The organism is Lysinibacillus sp. NPDC056220 (assembly GCF_049315265.1).
Lineage (GTDB): Bacteria > Bacillota > Bacilli > Bacillales_A > Planococcaceae > Lysinibacillus > Lysinibacillus pinottii.
This window is the reverse complement of the sequence record NZ_JBMOXD010000003.1, coordinates 132247-149498: the sequence shown is the minus strand read 5'-3', so window position 1 is coordinate 149498 and position 17252 is coordinate 132247. Positions and strand designations below refer to the sequence as shown.

At 34.0% G+C, this 17252-nt stretch carries 14 protein-coding genes and 2 pseudogenes; 9 read left to right on the top strand and 7 right to left on the bottom strand.

Translation table 11 applies throughout. The features are described from left to right. Positions 1–120: 120 nt before the first annotated feature. From ACOZBY_RS10815 to ACOZBY_RS10795, 5 genes are all read left to right on the top strand, one after another. Positions 121–1773: a helix-turn-helix domain-containing protein gene (locus ACOZBY_RS10815; protein ID WP_289448986.1), complete on the top strand. Its 1653-nt coding sequence runs from the start codon at positions 121–123 to the stop codon at positions 1771–1773. Positions 1774–2428: 655 nt separating this feature from the next. Further along, positions 2429–4735 carry a glycoside hydrolase gene (locus ACOZBY_RS10810; protein ID WP_422762298.1) on the top strand — a complete coding sequence of 769 codons (2307 nt, stop codon included), beginning with the start codon at positions 2429–2431 and terminating at the stop codon, positions 4733–4735. Positions 4736–5371: 636 nt separating this feature from the next. After that, positions 5372–6013: a 5,6-dimethylbenzimidazole synthase gene (bluB, locus tag ACOZBY_RS10805; RefSeq protein WP_012294531.1), complete on the top strand. Its 642-nt coding sequence runs from the start codon at positions 5372–5374 to the stop codon at positions 6011–6013. Between the two features lie 1084 nt (positions 6014–7097). Beyond that, positions 7098–7202 (top strand): ATP-binding cassette domain-containing protein, encoded by a 105-nt coding sequence (locus ACOZBY_RS10800; protein ID WP_422762296.1) that lies wholly within the window; start codon positions 7098–7100, stop codon positions 7200–7202. Positions 7203–7229: 27 nt separating this feature from the next. Beyond that, positions 7230–7460, top strand: a complete 231-nt coding sequence (locus ACOZBY_RS10795; RefSeq protein WP_207890068.1) for an IS3 family transposase — start codon at positions 7230–7232, stop codon at positions 7458–7460. A 125-nt stretch (positions 7461–7585) separates the two neighbouring features. On the opposite strand, the gene ACOZBY_RS10790 is transcribed toward ACOZBY_RS10795, so the two are convergent. Then, positions 7586–7720, bottom strand: coding sequence for a YrzO family protein (locus ACOZBY_RS10790; protein ID WP_080709367.1), 135 nt, complete (start codon positions 7718–7720; stop codon positions 7586–7588). A 23-nt stretch (positions 7721–7743) separates the two neighbouring features. Next, complete coding sequence (locus ACOZBY_RS10785; RefSeq protein ID WP_207889097.1) at positions 7744–8712, bottom strand: DMT family transporter; 969 nt, start codon at positions 8710–8712, stop codon at positions 7744–7746. A gap of 134 nt (positions 8713–8846) precedes the next feature. Here ACOZBY_RS10785 and ACOZBY_RS10780 point away from each other — a divergent pair, with 134 nt between their 5' ends. The 3 genes and pseudogenes from ACOZBY_RS10780 to ACOZBY_RS10770 form a co-directional block, all read left to right on the top strand. Beyond that, positions 8847–9695, top strand: coding sequence for a LysR family transcriptional regulator (locus ACOZBY_RS10780; protein ID WP_422762293.1), 849 nt, complete (start codon positions 8847–8849; stop codon positions 9693–9695). Between the two features lie 317 nt (positions 9696–10012). Further along, positions 10013–10129, top strand: a pseudogene (locus tag ACOZBY_RS10775) (DJ-1/PfpI family protein); the annotation flags it as partial. A gap of 34 nt (positions 10130–10163) precedes the next feature. Continuing rightward, positions 10164–10361, top strand: a pseudogene (locus ACOZBY_RS10770) (2-thiouracil desulfurase family protein); the annotation flags it as partial. 608 nt (positions 10362–10969) lie between these two features. Here the strand turns inward: ACOZBY_RS10770 and ACOZBY_RS10765 are convergent. From ACOZBY_RS10765 to ACOZBY_RS10745, 5 genes are all read right to left on the bottom strand, one after another. Further along, positions 10970–11926: an acetyl-CoA carboxylase carboxyltransferase subunit alpha gene (locus tag ACOZBY_RS10765; RefSeq protein WP_422762291.1), complete on the bottom strand. Its 957-nt coding sequence runs from the start codon at positions 11924–11926 to the stop codon at positions 10970–10972. After that, positions 11919–12767 carry an acetyl-CoA carboxylase, carboxyltransferase subunit beta gene (gene accD / locus ACOZBY_RS10760; RefSeq protein WP_031418221.1) on the bottom strand — a complete coding sequence of 283 codons (849 nt, stop codon included), beginning with the start codon at positions 12765–12767 and terminating at the stop codon, positions 11919–11921. Before accD ends, ACOZBY_RS10765 begins: the two co-directional genes overlap by 8 nt. Before the next feature lie 261 nt (positions 12768–13028). Next, positions 13029–13262: a hypothetical protein gene (locus tag ACOZBY_RS10755; RefSeq protein ID WP_422762289.1), complete on the bottom strand. Its 234-nt coding sequence runs from the start codon at positions 13260–13262 to the stop codon at positions 13029–13031. Positions 13263–15168: 1906 nt separating this feature from the next. Then, complete coding sequence (locus tag ACOZBY_RS10750) at positions 15169–15411, bottom strand: hypothetical protein (protein WP_422762288.1); 243 nt, start codon at positions 15409–15411, stop codon at positions 15169–15171. A gap of 237 nt (positions 15412–15648) precedes the next feature. After that, on the bottom strand, positions 15649–15834 hold the full coding sequence (locus ACOZBY_RS10745; RefSeq protein WP_198695683.1) for a hypothetical protein: 186 nt from the start codon (positions 15832–15834) through the stop codon (positions 15649–15651). 528 nt (positions 15835–16362) lie between these two features. Here ACOZBY_RS10745 and ACOZBY_RS10740 point away from each other — a divergent pair. After that, positions 16363–17076: a hypothetical protein gene (locus ACOZBY_RS10740; RefSeq protein ID WP_198695681.1), complete on the top strand. Its 714-nt coding sequence runs from the start codon at positions 16363–16365 to the stop codon at positions 17074–17076. The last annotated feature ends 176 nt before the right edge of the window (positions 17077–17252 follow it).

Here is a 17252-nt window from a genome sequence, read left to right as displayed (position 1 = left end):
AATCAATTTTTAAACGGCTAGTATGCTAAATAGCACATATTCGAACAATAGTTGATAGTGGGTCATTCTATGTTACAATAACGATAATGATAATCATTTTCAATAGTTGGAGAGTTGCTTATGAATCTGGCATCCTTATATATTAGACTACAACACTTTGACCGATTTCAAGTTGATCGAATCATGTCAGCTAATAGCCATAAAGAGGGAATAAATAATTATGAAACAAATGTATGCACATTATTGATAGCTCTCAGTCATGACATACGACTGTATGTAGACAAAATGGCAATCGATCTACGACAAGGAAGCTGCGCTCTCATTTTACCTGTACAAAGCTACACGGTAGAGTCAAGTAATAAAGAGGCACAGCTTGCTCGCTTTACCTTTGAAACCTTTGAAGTAGAAGGAATCACTTTGAACCGAATTGCTCATCCACCCTTGCTTTATGGTTATCCCTATCATCTGTTATTTTCTCAAGTCAAGCAGGTATTAGGAAATGAAGCAATGATAAATAATCGATTTAGTTCCATGGCCATGCTGCAAGGTAAACTTCAGCAATTACTAGCTATGATGGTTCAGTTAGATGAACAAGCTAACCAGCTACAGAACGAAGAAAAGACACAATTGGTTCAACAAACTGTACAGTACATAGAACAGCATTATGATGAGGATTTGACAGTTGAACAATTAGCTACCATGGCTGGAATGGTAAGATGGCAATATAGTCAAAAGTTTAAAATATTGACCGGTAAAAAACCGACTGACTATTTGACTCAGGTACGTATAAATCAGGCAAAAAAACTTCTAAGTAATTCCACAGAGCCATTGAGAAAAATAGCTCGACAAATTGGGTTTAAGGATGAATATTATTTTAGTCGATGCTTTCATAAATTAACTGGAAACACCCCACGTGAATATACAAACAGTCATCTTTATACTCCAGAAAGAACAGTTATTGATTCATTTGGTAGAAAGATTCATGTTCCTAAAGATGTAACACGTATTGTGACTGATGGCAAATTTACACTTGGGGAATTGCTTGTTCTAGGTATACCCCCTATAGGAGCGGCCATCTCAATAATGAAAGATAACGTGGTTTATCACAATCAATTAAGGAACATTCATAGTATCGGGCATTGGGTAGATCCGGATAAAATAGCACAGCTGCAGCCAGAGTTATTATTGCTTAGCTATTTTCATCCTGAACATGACTTGCAGAAACTAGATGCGATTGCTCCTACTATTATACTGAATAGCAAGTTTAGTCTATTTGAGCGGTTACGATATATCGCTAAACTATTTGGACGGTGTAAAGCGGCGGAGAAGTGGATTACAACATATGAGAACAAAGTAAGATTAGTACGTAGGCAATTAGCGGATGTTTATGTTGCTGGGGAGACGGCTACTGTTTATCTCAAGTTAGAAACTAAATATTATGTTATGTGTCAGACTGGATTGGCTGCCAGCTTGTATGAATCTCTTGGCTTTCGTCCTACTCTCAAGGTAATGCAGCTAATCGAGCAAGGTCAAGCATGGATAGAAATTCAGCAGCATCAAATAAATCACTATGCTGGAGAGCGTAATTTTATCTTGGCTTCCCCCCAAGAATTACTAACCATTACTCACTGTCCACAAATCGCCACGTTAATCGAGCTAGCCCCTGGTAAGACTCATTTTATAGATTTTACATGGAATCATTGTGATCCCATTACACGTGAACGGTTGTTAGAGGTAATACCGTCTATTTTTAAGAAGAAAGTTATTCAATAATCAAAAAGTAAAACTCGATCCATTAGCTGGATCGAGTTATTACCATTAATCGTATTTCTGTTGAGACTGTTAGGGTGACGTCCAAGCTCTCCTCCTCGTATAAATACCTTGGTCACTACTTTCTTATTATTAAAAGCTTCCTATAATTTATCGTTCAAAAGGGAATTATTCGTTCAAATAATACTAATTATCGTTTAAGCTGGATTCTCCTTAAGACGAATAAAATATTCATCGTCACAATTAATTGCACTTCCAATTGTCAGACAATAATCTAATCTAAGCCAACAGATGTAGCAGAGAAGCGCTAGAAGAGTTAGGTGTAAAGGTAATAAGGGTCAAGGATTGTAACGCAGAAGTTAAATTTAATGGCAATCAGTATTTTTTCATATCGGAAATAATTGAAGTGGATTTTGGAACTGGGTCTTTATTCTTTATCTGAGAATAGAAATTATAAAAGGGGTCACTGAGTTAAACTGACCCTGAATGAGGGAAGATATGACGGTCAACCAAAATCTGATTGACGAGATTTCTAATAGGGAGCTTGCTACTAAGGATTTGTGCTTGCCTTTTTTTGAATTAAAAAATAATAAGTTAGATTTTTTTTGTGACATTCGTGTAACAAACCGATATTACACTAGGTATGGAGGTGTGTTACATGAAAAAAATTCTATCAATCATGTTAATTGCTGCACTATTAACAAGCGTTCTTACGGGATGTAAGAAAGAAAAAATGAATACAGGTATAGAGAGTAAGCCACAAATAAATAATTTAGACTTTAACTTTAGTGTGAATCCTGAGACATTTGCGCTTGAGGTGGAATCCAATGGAATTACTGAGAAATTATCTGAACCATTGGAGAAAATGAAAGTGTCAAATTTAAAAGACAGTGGAGATAACATTAGCTGGACCTATTCAGAACAGGGAATTAAGGTTGATATCGAAAAAAAAGATAAGTATGTTGATGTAACCATAAAATCCAGCAAGGATGAAGACAACATGTTTGCATGGCCAAAAGTGAAAGGTGACGGATATATGCTCCCATTAAATCAAGGGAAGTATATTCCAAGCGATGATTCAATTTGGAAAAATTACTTAAGTGAAGAAAAAATGAAGGTAATTGAGGCTTTATCTATGCAATTTTTTGCAGTTGATAAAAGTGGGTATTCACTAGTATATATAATTAAAAACCCTTATAATAGTGAAATTGTTTATCATACAGAAAACGATATTGAGTTTACTTTTAATCATGAGTTTCCAACTATAAATAAAGAGAAGGAATATGGTTTCAGAATATATTTAACGAAAAAAAATCCAGTAGATGTTGCAAAAACCTATAAAAATTATTTGATTGAACAGGGGGACTTCAAAAGCTTGGCGGATAAGGCTAAAGAAAATAGTAATATTGAAAAGCTTTATGGAGCACCTCATGCTTATTTTTGGGACAGAACTGTGATTTCAGAAGAAAATATTAAATGGGCAAAGCTGAGAGACATTTTTCCCGAAAAACTGAAATTATGGATTCAGAGGCTATTAACTACTAATGTTGAGGATGGATCAGAGCTTTCATCAGCTTTTGAAGAGTTAAAAAGCTTAGATTATGTAGATAAATACAATAAGAAAAGAATAATAAAATCCTTAAGTGCAGTAATGCAACTAAATGAATTCTATAATCCGGAAGTATTTACTGAAATAGATAAAGATACTCAGAGGCTGTTAAACAAAGGAATAGAAAAATTAAATCCCGTTGAATTAATTGACCTAAATAAGAGATTATTAAAAAGCATACTTGGAGATGTAGTTGACCCAATAAAGAAGTGGGCAGATGCTAATACTGTAGATGTGATAAAGGACATGAAGGATTCTGGGCTAGAACATATGTGGATCGGCTTGGATGATTGGCAGGAAGGCTTCATTAAACCTGAGTTAGTAAAAGATGCAGAAGAATTCGGCTATCTATTTGGTACCTATGATTCATATCATTCAATCCATGAACCAGGTAAAGAGAAGTGGGAAACTGCTAAGTTTAAGAATGCTTTACTTTACGAGAATGCAACTGTAACAAATAAAAATGGAGAAAAGATTGAAGGATTCCAAGGTGCAGGTAGAAAGTTGAATCCAACGCTTGCAATGCCTAGTGTAAAAGAAAGAGTAACTTCGATTTTAAATACCGGCTTAGCATTTAACTCATGGTTTTTAGACACAGATGGCACTGGAGAAATCTTCGATGACTATTCTCCAGAACATATTACTACTGAAAAGGAAGATATCCAGGCTAGGATTAAGAGAATGGAGTATCTGCAAAAAGAATGGGATATGGTAGTAGGAACTGAGGGCGGAAATGATTTTGCTAGCAAATCGATTGCCTTTGCACATGGAATAGAAACGCCATCATTTTCTTGGATGGACGAGGATATGGCAAAAAACAAACTAAGTGAGTATTACGTAGGGAGATACTATTCGAGCAATGGTGGAGTTCCCGAAATGTTTTCTAAACATATACCACTAAAGGATAAGTACAAGAAGTTATTTTTGGATTCAAACTACACGATCCCATTGTATAAGTTGGTTTACAACGATTCAGTGATCACAACCCATTGGTGGGGGTGGGGAACCTTAAAATTTAAAGACGAAATAACAAATAGAATGTTGTATGAGATACTTTATAATGTTCCTCCTTTATATCATATAGATAAACACGAGTGGGAAAAACATAAAGAAACAATTGTAAGGCATTCAAAGGTATGGTCAAATTTTAGCAAAAAAGCAATAACGAAAGAAATGACAGATTTTAAAATTATATCAGATGATAGACTCGTTCAAATGACTGAATATGGTGAAGCATTAAGAGTAGTCGCAAATTTTTCAGAAGATGAATTTAACTATCAAGGCAAGACAATACCAGGAAAATCGGTGTTAATTATTGATGGAAATAGTAATACTATCTATTCACCGGAAAAATAAGCGTGAAATTCGCAATAGTATAACTGCTAATAATTTTCCTTGAGATAATCTTCATAGAGGCTAAATCTGAACGCTAAGGAATAAGTTTACAAGAAGAATAGAAGTAGCTTATCCATTGTGGGGGTTCATTGAAAAAAGGATTAAAAAAGTAATTATTACGTATGCTGCAGTTAGCGTAAAAATATTAGAGAAAACGTGAAGTTTACGTTTTAAAATGTACTCTATAAGATAGACACTTTCAAAGAGGTCATCTTATAGGGTACATTTTGTTTATGTTGTAGAAGAAACGCTGAAGTATGAACTTTCTCACAGCAAGAGCTTCGTTGGCTATTTGAACGACTATCGATTCATCAGCCAAAGGCAATTGTGAAATCTGCATAAGGTGTCTTTAAACAGGTCTATTATTAATGATGCCATTATCCATATATGAAACTGAAAGGAATTGTGGTAATCGATTTGACGAATGTTAATCCGAAGTAAGAAGAGGTGGAGTCAGATTTATGCGGATACAACGATAAGGACAACATATCCAAACCACGCTTTTTGATGTATTTTTACTTCACTTACGTGGCAGAATAATGAAAAATTAGTTAATATTAAAAATAAATATTTTTGTAAAGAAAAGGGGAAAAATTTATGTTTTCTAATGAAGAAAGAGAGTCTATTTATAAAGTTATTTATAATAGGAGAGATATTCGAAGTTTTTTATCAACTCCTATCCCTGAAAACATTATACATAGAATATTAAATGCAGCTCATCATGCACCTTCAGTAGGATTTATGCAACCTTGGAACTTTATTTTGATTTCCACTGACGAAATTAAAGAAAAATTGGCCTGGGCAGCAGAAAAAGAAAGCAGAGCATTAGCTGTTCATTATGATGGGGAGAAAAAAATGAAATTCCTTGATTTAAAAATTGAGGGTTTAAAAGAAGCTCCTATAACTATTTGTGTTACATGTGACCCTACAAGAGGAGGTTCCCATGTATTAGGACGAAATTCAATTCCTGAAACAGATATATTATCAACAGCTTGTGCTATTCAAAATATGTGGTTAGCTGCTTGTGCTGAAGGACTTGGAATGGGGTGGGTAAGTTTTTATAAAAAAAATGATATTAGAGACATTTTAGAAATACCACCACACATCGATCCCATTGCTCTTATATCAATCGGTTATACTGAAAATTACCCAGAAAAGCCCATTTTAGAGTTAGCTAATTGGGAAAAAAGGCGTTCTTTAGAACATCTTATTTTTGAAAATAAATGGGGACAAAACTAAAAACTTCTTAATCTATCAGGGTGCGTTATGGGTAGTTTTGAAACACAAGGAAAGCTAAAGCTTCCTTAAAGATTGTAAAGCAATGTACTTAAAGTAACGGAGGCTTTATTGAAACAAGGATTTATAACTTATACATAAATAACCCTAATAACGTTTATCGAATTTTTATTAATTGAAAATAATTATTGTTTACATAATATAAATACCTGAGTCACAACTTTAAAATTATCGGATGTTTCTCATAATTTATCGTTCAAAAGGGGATTACTCGTTTAAATAATGTTAATGATCGTTTAATGTAGATTTGGCCAATATTCATAAAAATGATTCTAAGAGAGATGAACTTAGCTTGTTGTTAAAGAATCACGATTAAAGTTCATAAGAAAATATATATTGAGATTCTAAAGCGGAGTCGAACATACAAATTTGTATGTTCGACTCTTTTTACACATTATATAAAACCTATGGATAATTTTTTTTATATTGTTGAATTGCCTGATCAAAGATTACTAAAGGATTGAAAGTAGCGACAAGTAATAAATTTGATACTCTGAATTTTTAAAAAGTATTTAAAAAAGGTGTTGATTATGATCTTGCAAAATCTAATAAAAGACAAAAGTGAAGCAGCCTAGATTCATGTAAATAAATTTAAACAAGTGTTAATGAACACTTTAAAGAAAAAATAAAAAGGTCACTTGGGATAGGAGTGACCCTAAGTAACAAAATTCTGAGGTGTAAGGCTAAAATAGCTATACTTTACTATCAATATGCGGTGATAGCGTAGTTTGTATAGTTCATAGCCTGATAGAAGTGGCAGTGGTGAAAGTACGATATTGAGGATTTAGCAGGGTTAGAATATGCTAGAAAAGGCTCTTTCTGTATAAATGAGTGATATTCGACAGTAAAACATTTGTTAAACCAGAAAACCGTGATATCGGGATGGTGTTTCAAAACTATGCATTGTTTTCGCATATGACAGTCGATAAGAATATATTATTCGGTTTTACAGATCTAACAGAAGAAGATTGCCGTAAAAGATTAAAGGAAGTGTTAGAGCTGGTGAAATGAAGGAATATGAAAATAGATGCCTCATCAGTTAAGTGGCGGTCAGCAACAACATATCGCAATTGCAAGAGCGCCTGCCACTAACCCTCGTTTACTATTATTAGACGAGCCTTTAGTAAGTTAGATACCGAGCTTCAAGTGAAAATTAGAAATAGGTGGGCAAAATGAAGCTGATTGGACCTGTAGCACGAGAACTGATAATGGACCGATTGAAGCGTTTTGGGGCACATTAAAAATAGAGAAGTATTATTTACATAAATTCGATTCATTAGAAGCGTTAAAACATGCCATCGATACGTACATCTTGTTCTATAATAACGAACGTTACCAAGAAATATTAAACGGTTTGAGCCCCTTAGGGTACAGGGTTCAAACCGCTTAAATCATTTTTCTTATTTCCACTTTCTACTTGACAGGGAGCAGTTCAAATGTTGAAAAATTGGATTTTTTTATTTAGAATAACATCTAAAACAATGTTCCTAATAAAGCCTTTGCTAATCTTAATTATTATTTTCTAAGTAAATCTTTTAAAAGCTGTATCATTTCAGCCTGTTGTTCTATTTTTTTACGACCATTTCGATTAATTGCAACAAGCTCTAAGCCAATTGCAGCAGCAAAGAAGAATAATAAACTTTCATACATATAAAAACCTCCAAACATTTAAATCAAACAACTCTACTCAACTGTTCCTTTAATAAATTCTTTTGATGCTCGCTTTGTTCTTTACGTTGATACATATTGTTTCGTATGAGGGCGAGAATAACAAGTAGTGTCCCTGCAACATCAAAAATTGTTATTTCATATCCTTGGATCATCATAATGACTAATGTTGTAATTGGGACGAAGTTAATGAATAAAATTGCATTTACGGACGATAAAATTTTTACGCCATAATTCCAACTAAGTAATGCCACAAGACCTGGTAAAACTATCATGAATAATAAATCATACTTAACTGCAGAAATTGTTCCTATGTGTGGCATAGACACATACCCATTGATTGTAAATAACACTGTTAAAATACCTGTTACAATCGTTCCGAAAACACATGTCAATGTTGAATAGCGAAGTGTAGACCAATCACTAAAAGATGATCCCCCCATCGTATAAATCACCCATCCAACAACACCAATTAGGATAAATGAGAGTGATAACAGATTATACTTAAGTGTAAGAAAGAAGTTTATATCACCTTTTGTAATGACAAAAATGGCCCCAATAAACGCCATAACCATACTGATCAACATATATTTTTTCGGTTTCACATGCTTAAATCCCCATAAAACGCCAATTGTAATCATGGGCATGAGCGCCTCCATAATAGAAGCTACCATAACTCCTGATTTTCCCATTAACATTTGGCCAAAGAAAATTAGAACATTATATACAGTAAACGCCATCGTCCCATAGAACACGAGCAGCTTTCCTTTTCCTTCAAAACGAAATGCTTGCCTTCCTTCTTTTAGCCATAAGAAAATGACAAGTATAATAGCTACTGCTCCATATCGTATAGTTGAGAAATAGAATGGATCTATATAAGCCAAAGCATGATCTGCGACTGGAAACATTGCTCCCCATGACATACTTGCTATTAAACACGCCACCGCGCCTTTTAATAATTGAATATTTTTCATATTTATCACTCCATGTATCTCTATTCTTTTTTAATTCCGCAATTGCCATTATAAAAAAGAATATTCATCACGTATAATGATTGAAAATGAATACTAACATCATTTAAAATGATACTTTATAGGAGGAACACTTAATGGAACTACGAGACTTGTTGATTTTTAAAAGCGTTGCAAATCATGGAAGTGTGAGTCATGCAGCAAAGGAATTAAATTATGTTCAATCTAATGTAACAGCGCGTATAAAGCTATTAGAAAAGGAGCTTAAAACATCGCTTTTTTACCGACATAAAAAGGGGATGACATTAAATGCAGAAGGAAGAAAAATGCTTGTGTATGTCAATAAAATTTTGCAGGATGTCGAAGAATTGAAACAAGTATTTTTAGATAGTGATTCACCAGCGGGTACTTTAAAAATTGGCACAGTTGAAACGGTGAATATATTACCAGATATTCTTGCTTCTTATTATAAAGAGTGTCCCAATGTCGATTTAATACTGCAAGCTGGTTTAACGGAAGAACTCATTAAAGAAGTAACAGAACACCATTTAGACGGGGCTTTTATCACCGGGCCAATTAAACACCCTCTTTTAGAACAATATGATGTATGTAATGAAGAACTCGTTCTGATAACCCCCAAAAAAACTTTTCATATAGAGGAGTTTATGACTACACCAATTCTTATGTCTAATCAAGGATGCGGTTATCGAGCGAAGCTAGAGCAATGGCTCAAAGATGAGGGATTACTCCCTAAAAGGATTATTGAATTTAACATATTAGAAACGATTTTAAAAAGTGTTGCAATTGGTTTAGGAGCTACGATTGTTCCGCGATCAGCTGTTGAACATCTTACTACTACTGGCAAGGTATATTGTCATCCAATTCCTGATAAATACGGCATTATTTCAACCGTCTTTATACGCCGAAAAGATGCATATATGACTAAATCGATGGACTATTTTTTGAAAATTGTTGAGCATCAATAACTTTCTCGGTTTGTTTTGACGTTCCGAATGAGTTATAAAGCACTTAATAAAAAGATAACACAATTCACACAATCGACTACTGGGAAAGAAAATTAACTAGTGTTACTCCCTACTGTCCCGTGTGCAATGAAGGAACAGAAAAATTAACAGTATTACTAGCGTTATTAACTGCATCTATTTCGTTTGGATTAGATAAAAGGAGAAAAGGAAACTTTGTGAATAGTTAATTTATAAATACCTATAATAGTGTTAATTAACAATAACCTTTTCTGATTCAACAACGAGTGCGAGAGTTAAATAAGTACAATCCAGCTTCAACATCTGGAGGAATTTCAGCAGGAATTAATATGTCGTTTCATCTGATATCTCGACTGCATGGAAAAGATGTAGCTGTAGAGACAGTAAAACGAATGGAGTATGAAATTAAGTTGTAATTTTCCACTAACTAATAAAAAAAGGATGATACTAATGATATTAGTGAGTTCTTGTTTAGCAGGATTACAGGTAAGATATAACGGTACGCATAGTTTAGATCTTAAGATCAGTAAACTAATAGTAGAGAATAAGGCAATACCTGTATGCCCGGAATTGCTTGGTGGATTTTCAACCCCCAGAGAACCTGCTGAAATAATAGGTGGTAACGGGGATGATGTATTGGATGGGAAACCAAATGAGTCATTCATTTTGGCATTTAAAGGAGGAGTTTTTTAGTATGTTGGTTGAACGCTTTTTATTATTAAAAGTGTCCGGAAGTTCTTGTCTAAAATGAAAATAAATCAAGATAATTGAGAGGGTGTCCGGAAGTTCTTGTCCAAAGTGTATGTAAGTTCTTGTCCATGTACATGTACAGATATTATGGGTAGTTGACGAATCCAAGCCCTCCTCCACGCCAAATAATTTTAGTTTACATAATATAAATTATAGGAAGTTATGTATCAATTAAGAGTATACTAATAATAGTGAGATGAAATTTGTACATAGACATCAAAGTCTAAACTTAACGATTATTTTAATATCGAATTATTATAATTAACTTTTGTATATTTTAGGCTTTCATTCACGATTTTCTAATTGGAATAAAGTTTGGTTAAAAGTTTGTTGCAAACGTTGATTTTATAAAAATAGAAGAAACCCATTCATTTTGATCAAACTTTTATCAAAATGAATGGGTTTTATTTAAATGCGAAATCCATCATTGGGATATTAATTTATTTAAGAAACAATTTTTCTCTCTTTACGAACAAATTCACATGTCCAAAAACCTAAAAATGAATTTAAGCTTCTGTATATTGTCCAATCTTTCTGAATTTCTCATAGCGATCTTCAATTAATTGTTCGCCATTTAGGGAATTCAATGCTTTTAGTGTGACGCTTATACATTCTTTTATATAAAATGCTTGCTTCACAACATTGTGGTGTGCTCCACCCGTTATTTCAGGGATTATTCCATCAATAACGTCAAGCTCTTTTAAGTCAGGTGCTGTTATCCGCATTGCTTCTGCAGCTTGCTTCCCTAGGCTACCATCTCGCCATAAGATCGATGCAGCCCCTTCAGGCGAGATAACCGAATACGTTGAGTTCTCTAACATAAAGACGCGATTAGCTACCCCTAATGCAATTGCACCCCCACTTCCGCCTTCCCCAATAACAATGCTAATAACTGGTACTGTTAGAATCGCCATTTCTGAGAGAGTTCTAGCAATGGCTTCACTTGGGCCGCGTTCCTCGGCTGCCTTACCCGGATAGGCTCCTTTTGTATCAATAAAACAAATAATTGGGCGCTTAAATTTCTCAGCTTGCTTCATTAAGCGTAATGCTTTACGATATCCTTCAGGGTGTGGCATACCAAAATTTCGTCGAATATTTTCTTTAGTTGATTTTCCGCGCTGATGTCCAACAATTGTTACGGGCTGTCCTTCAAAGAGAGCAATTCCTCCAAGAATAGCTGCATCATCACCAAATTTACGATCTCCATGTAACTCAATAAAGTTTTCACACATAGCTTCTATATATTGTAAAGTTGTTGGCCGTTCTGGATGTCTAGCAACCTGTACACGATCCCATGGCTTCATATTGGCATAAATAGATTGTTCTAGCTGTGTTAGACGTGTTTCAAGCCTTTCGATTTCGCCTGTCATGTCTACATTTGCCTCTGTAGCAATCGTTTTTAATTCATCAATTTTTTCTCGTAATTTTACTACTGGTTCTTCAAAAGCAAAATTTTTAGACATGTTGCACACCGCCTTTTGTATGCATTTTTACAAGCATTGCTACTTGGTTTCGTAAATCCTTCCTATGGAAAACTGCATCAAGCTGACCATGCGCTAGTAAGAACTCTGACTTTTGGAAATCATTTGGTAATTTTTCTCTTAATGTTTCTTCGATTACACGGCGACCAGCAAAGCCAATTAATGCTTGCGGTTCTGCAATATTAATATCTCCAACAGAAGCAAAGCTTGCTGAAACGCCACCGTATGTAGGGTGCGTCATGATCGAAATAAATAATAGTCCTTCTTCACTATGACGTTTTAATGCCACACTCGTTTTTACCATTTGCATTAATGATAGAATACCTTCTTGCATGCGCGCTCCACCACTAGCAGTAAAGATAATAACAGGTACACGTAATTCAATAGCTTTTTCAACGGCACGTGTGATTTTTTCTCCTACAACGGAGCCCATTGAGCCCATACGGAAATGAGAATCCATAATTGCTACAACAATTTCTTCTCCATCAAGAGTACCTACCCCAGTCAGTACAGCTTCGCTTAATCCCGTTTGTTGTTTAGCCACTGAAATTTTTTCTACATAATCAGGGAAATTAAGTGGATTACTTGTTTGTAAATGATCATCCATTGAAACAAATGAACCTTCATCTATGAAATATGCTACGCGCTCCTGTGCAGTCATTTTGAAATGATGGTCGCATTTTGTACACACTTTATGATTTTTTTCTAATTCCTTTGTTAACTGAATGTGACGGCATTCTGGACATTTTGTCATAAGTCCTTCTGGAAATCCCTTTTCCTGTCCGTCCTCATTCTTTTTACTAAATAAGCTACGTATTGCCATGTTTTACTCCTCCTATGTTTGTCTAAATGCCTTGTTCAGCATTTATGTTCGTAAGCTTTTAATGCTTCTTTTTCATAGCCAAGCTGCATCGATTTCAACATAGTTTGAATGATTAATTTCTCTTCTTCTGTTGAGTTTCGATTTAAACGTCACCGGCATTAACTGCTAATTGAAACCAGACTTTTAGTAAAAAACGATTTCTGACGTGATGACTATTTCTCGTAAAACATGCAGACAATTAATCGTACCTCTATCTCTAGCTTACAAAAAACTGTCCCACATAGGTAGTGTTCGCAGAGTCATTGTACAACTTATAACGCGAATGGCTTCCATTTCATGAATTTGTCGCGTTAATTCGACATCCTTTTTTGATTTTTCATCTTCTAATATAAACATCGACCATTTTTCTACGAGCGGATGCTTTTGTGTAGAAGCTAGAAACGTACCTACCCCATGTCTCGTTTCAATAAGACCTAACAACTCTAAACTTCGCAATGCCTCTCTCACAGAGGATTGCCCGACACCCAGACGTTCTGAAAGGACTCATTCGGAAGGTTCCTTTTCACCAACCTGTGTTTTTTTCATTTTAATAAGTTGTCGTAATTGTTGGACGATATCTAAAAACACTTTCTTTTGTTCGTTTTTTTTATCCATACGATCAACTCCTGGGTCAATCTATTCGCCTTGGAATAATTATCGCTGTCGCTTTCCTTTCGCGCAGGTAAACAATGCATCCTAAGGCTTTATCTTATTTCTACGAGGGGATGCTTTTGTGTAAAAGCTAGATGTCTCGTTTCAATAAGACCTAACAACTCTAAACTTCGCAATGCCTCTCTCACAGAGGATTGCTCGACACCAAGACGTTCTGAAAGGACTCATTCGGAAGGTTACTTTTCACCAACCTGTGTTTTTTTCATTTTAATAAGTTGTCGTAATTGTTGGACGATATCTAAAAACACTTTCTTTTGTTCGTTTTTTTATACACACGATCAACTCCTGGGTCAATCTATTCGCCTTGGAATAATTATCGCTGTCGCTTTCCTTTCGCGCAGATAAACAATACATCCTAAGGCTTTATCTTCATTCAATAGGTGTTTGGATACCTACTATAAAGAAACAAAATCCACCACCTCCAGATGGTGGCGTCTCTTACTGAATGAATTCAAAAGTGGTCTGGCCACTTTTGAATTGGCTTTATCTTACAAAATAATTATTTAAAAGTAAAGAAGAAACTGTATAAAAATTTATGTAATTTCTAAAATTACTTCAATTTCATATTCTTTTCGTCGTTTGTGCATGTACTTTCACTTGAGGTCTACCAAAGCGCTTTTCAAGCGTTCTCTCACTGTAAAGCAATTCATCTTCTAATAACAGCTCTTGAACAAGATGAGAAACTTTCTGGAATAAGGTTGCAGATACTCTTCCAAACTCATCCTGAAGCTAATAAAGGCCATTTGTAAACGGCGACTTACAAGGAAAGCACGTACCTGGCATCGTTCGGACGTGGCCCACTTAGCCAATATCCAGGGTTATTAATCGTAACTTTTTTATAATTGTCGCCACTTTACTAAATCAAGAGTTTCAGTATAGGTGTATATATCGTGAAAAAAACCAATAAATATGCACAAACTATCCGTATTAAAAAACAAGCAGGGTTAAAAACCTAGCTTGTTTGAAAATAATTTTCATATAAAAAATCCATATAATATTTAAACTGTCAGTTTCGTGTTACCATTTTCACTGTTTTACACACTTACCACCTTTATCAAATGAATATCTGGAAGTTCTTTGTCCCTGTAATTCTTGTTAGAACTTCTTCAAAACCATTTGTTCTACTGAAAAATAAAGGTAGAGAAAATTTTAGCGTTTAACTAAATCTCTTAATGTCTTATCGTATAATCGATAAATAAGAGACGTAATTTCCTCGACTATTTCATCAACAAATTCAACTACTTGTTCGTCCTTAATGTTTTCCACATTCTTATCTTCTTCTATCGAAAACACCATCTTTACTTTAAGTGAAAAGGCATAACTCTTGGGTATTACAGCTAAAAATTTTCATCTTTTTTTAGGGTAATCACAAATAAATTTAATTTTTTTCACTGTACCTTCCTTTTCTGTAATAATAAACACACATGGATTAATTAAGATATTATGCTCAGAATAATCATTATAAAGTTCTAGAAAACTTGCAAAAAGATAACTAAATAACAATTTACTAAAAATATTCGTTAATAAACTATAAGAATGCACCTTTCTATAAAAATATTGAAAATCGGATTGAAATTTATCTTCATAGTGGAAATAAGGAGATATTTGAGAATAATAATCGTAACTCTTAAAGTTGAAAGAAGGGTAAGTTCGACCTAATTTAACATTAAACAGCCAATCCCCATAACAATTATTTTCCATTCATAAATTGACCTGTGATGTTCTGAGAAGAATCAAAACCATAATTATTGTATGCTTTTTTGATTTCAACGCGAGTCTTTTTATCTAGCTGTTTCAATATAAATCTTTCAACAGATTTCATAATTGCTTTAGATTGCTTAAATAGTTTTAAATTTAACCTCACTTTTATAAAATGCTCCCTTAGGTATCTAGGTGATCCAAGGTCAAGTTCTTTATCTTTAGCAATTAGCATGCGTAAATAATAGCTATTGTTCCTATGTCCTCTTTGAGGATATTGTAAATGAAAACAGCTTTGATTATTATATATTGTGGCTCATCCTCTTTCACCTCATCCCTCTGTAATTGCTTTTCAATATCCAACTTATATTGTTGTAGAATTGGACTTAGAACAAGAGACTCAATCATTTCATCTTTAGCAAGTGAGAAACCTTGTGATAAAATACCATCATATTTTTATCTTTTAAAGCCTTTACCAGTGTAATTCCGCATAAAAACCTGTTTTAGCAAATGGCTGCATAGTTCCATTTAATTGATTTAGTTGTGAACCATCCAAATAAAAAGGAAAAGGTTCACAACTAGAAACACCAAATAATTGGTCATATTGAATCGCAAATGTCGCATTAGAAAAAAATGTCGAAACTTGTGAATAAACCAAAAGTAATAGCAACTTTCGAACAATTTATATACAAGCATATGCCAGATTTGCTAGCTATTATTGCTGCAAAAAAACAGCCTGATCTCCCTACAGAGAAATCAGGCTGTTTTTATAAACATTTTATTTTACTCAATTTAATTTTGGTACTCAATCTATTTAGATTTAAAGACTTCCTTTGATATTAAATATATTGTAAACAGTAATAAAGTTACTATGCCAATTTCATATACTATTCTCACAATATCAAGCTCATAAATTAGATAATAATCATCAACTTGGTGTTCCTTAGATTGTAATTGCCATAAAGGAACATACCTTTTATCATAAAATTCAAGTTGAGGGCCCCACTTTAATGATACAGGAACGTACAATATGCAAATGCAGGAAATTATTACGAAATAGACAGAGAGCAGAATTTTTTTCATCAATACCAAACCCTTCCTAATAAATGTATTATTTCATATATTACATTAAAAATGTAAATATGTGTGTTATAATATGAGTGAAATACAAAAAGGAGGTAATAAAATGTTTAAAAAAGCTTTTGGCTCATTATTTTTAGCGTCAATTTTTTGTTTTTCGATCGTCCCAACATCTTTTGCGAGTACCTCTTCATCAGATTGTAAGTTAGATGGTATGAAGATTGAAAGTGAAGATACTATGACTTCTAAAGTACCCTCTAGCCTAGTGATGCAAACGCAATTACGATCCCCTGAAGGTGCATCTGTAATCATTACAGATAAGTCAGAATTGGAAAAAATTGCAGTAGAACAAGGTTTAGAAGAAGTTCCTGTTAGAATTGAATATGAATATATACCTTCAGAAACAGATTTTAGTAAACCAGACCAAGTAGTTACTCCGTATGCAAAGGGTGACATATGCTATGTGAACGACTTAGGGTCTGGCTGGTATAACGAAAATTACCCATATAAAACCTTCATGATAGATGGTCCAGATACCTTTAAAATATCAGAAACTAAAAATTTCAAATCAACTTTTGATGGAACTTTTGGTGCCTCTAAAGCTGGTCTCGAAGCTAAAATCGGATTTAAGTTGGAGGAAAATTACACTGTTAATTTCACAAGTAACACACCAGTCGCATCAAACGAAAGAGTTTACTTTGAACTTTTCACAACTCACCACAAAGTTCAGTATGCTGTAGATACTGGTCCTACATGTAATTTCGGACATGCTTATAAACCAAATGGTACTTACATTAAAAAAACTATTTATAAAAAATAAGTCGTACAACTCAGAATCCCACGAAAAGCAGAAAATTTGCTTTTTCGTGGGATTCTTTATCGTTGTTTGACCAAACTTACTAATATATAGGTTAACGTATATAGGTTAACGCTCTCTTTTCATATTCGGTATGGAATTTACGATATCTACTTTCAGCTGCATACCTGAATCAAAAA

Bases quoted from the DNA above. Each gene is read 5' to 3' on its own strand.
- ACOZBY_RS10815 (WP_289448986.1), top strand. From the start codon at position 121: ATGAATCTGGCATCCTTATATATTAGACTACAACACTTTGACCGATTT.
- ACOZBY_RS10810 (WP_422762298.1), top strand. From the start codon at position 2,429: ATGAAAAAAATTCTATCAATCATGTTAATTGCTGCACTATTAACAAGC.
- bluB (WP_012294531.1), top strand. From the start codon at position 5,372: ATGTTTTCTAATGAAGAAAGAGAGTCTATTTATAAAGTTATTTATAAT.
- ACOZBY_RS10800 (WP_422762296.1), top strand. From the start codon at position 7,098: ATGCCTCATCAGTTAAGTGGCGGTCAGCAACAACATATCGCAATTGCA.
- ACOZBY_RS10790 (WP_080709367.1), bottom strand. From the start codon at position 7,720: ATGTATGAAAGTTTATTATTCTTCTTTGCTGCTGCAATTGGCTTAGAG.
- ACOZBY_RS10785 (WP_207889097.1), bottom strand. From the start codon at position 8,712: ATGAAAAATATTCAATTATTAAAAGGCGCGGTGGCGTGTTTAATAGCA.
- ACOZBY_RS10780 (WP_422762293.1), top strand. From the start codon at position 8,847: ATGGAACTACGAGACTTGTTGATTTTTAAAAGCGTTGCAAATCATGGA.
- ACOZBY_RS10765 (WP_422762291.1), bottom strand. From the start codon at position 11,926: ATGTCTAAAAATTTTGCTTTTGAAGAACCAGTAGTAAAATTACGAGAA.
- accD (WP_031418221.1), bottom strand. From the start codon at position 12,767: ATGGCAATACGTAGCTTATTTAGTAAAAAGAATGAGGACGGACAGGAA.
- ACOZBY_RS10750 (WP_422762288.1), bottom strand. From the start codon at position 15,411: ATGCTAATTGCTAAAGATAAAGAACTTGACCTTGGATCACCTAGATAC.
- ACOZBY_RS10740 (WP_198695681.1), top strand. From the start codon at position 16,363: ATGTTTAAAAAAGCTTTTGGCTCATTATTTTTAGCGTCAATTTTTTGT.